We start from the raw sequence: 204 nt of genomic DNA on the forward strand, positions 1-204 counted from the left end.
TTGAACGCCTTGAGGTCCGGTAGCGCCGGTAGCGCCAGTAGCACCCGTGTTACCTTGAGCACCTTGAGGTCCAGTAGCACCGGTAGCACCTGTGTTACCTTGAACACCTTGAGGTCCAGTAGCACCTGTGTTACCTTGAACGCCCTGAGGTCCGGTAGCGCCAGTAGCACCCGTGTTACCTTGAGGTCCAGTAGCACCCGTGTT

General features: G+C 57.8%; 1 pseudogene. It reads right to left on the minus strand.

Features of this window, described 5'->3' with window-relative positions:
- A pseudogene (locus RT27_RS32000) lies at nucleotides 1-204 on the minus strand (collagen-like protein); the annotation flags it as partial.

Source organism: Bacillus sp. L_1B0_5 (assembly GCF_000836715.1).
In the GTDB taxonomy this organism is placed as follows: Bacteria; Bacillota; Bacilli; order Bacillales; family Bacillaceae_G; genus Bacillus_A; species Bacillus_A thuringiensis_S.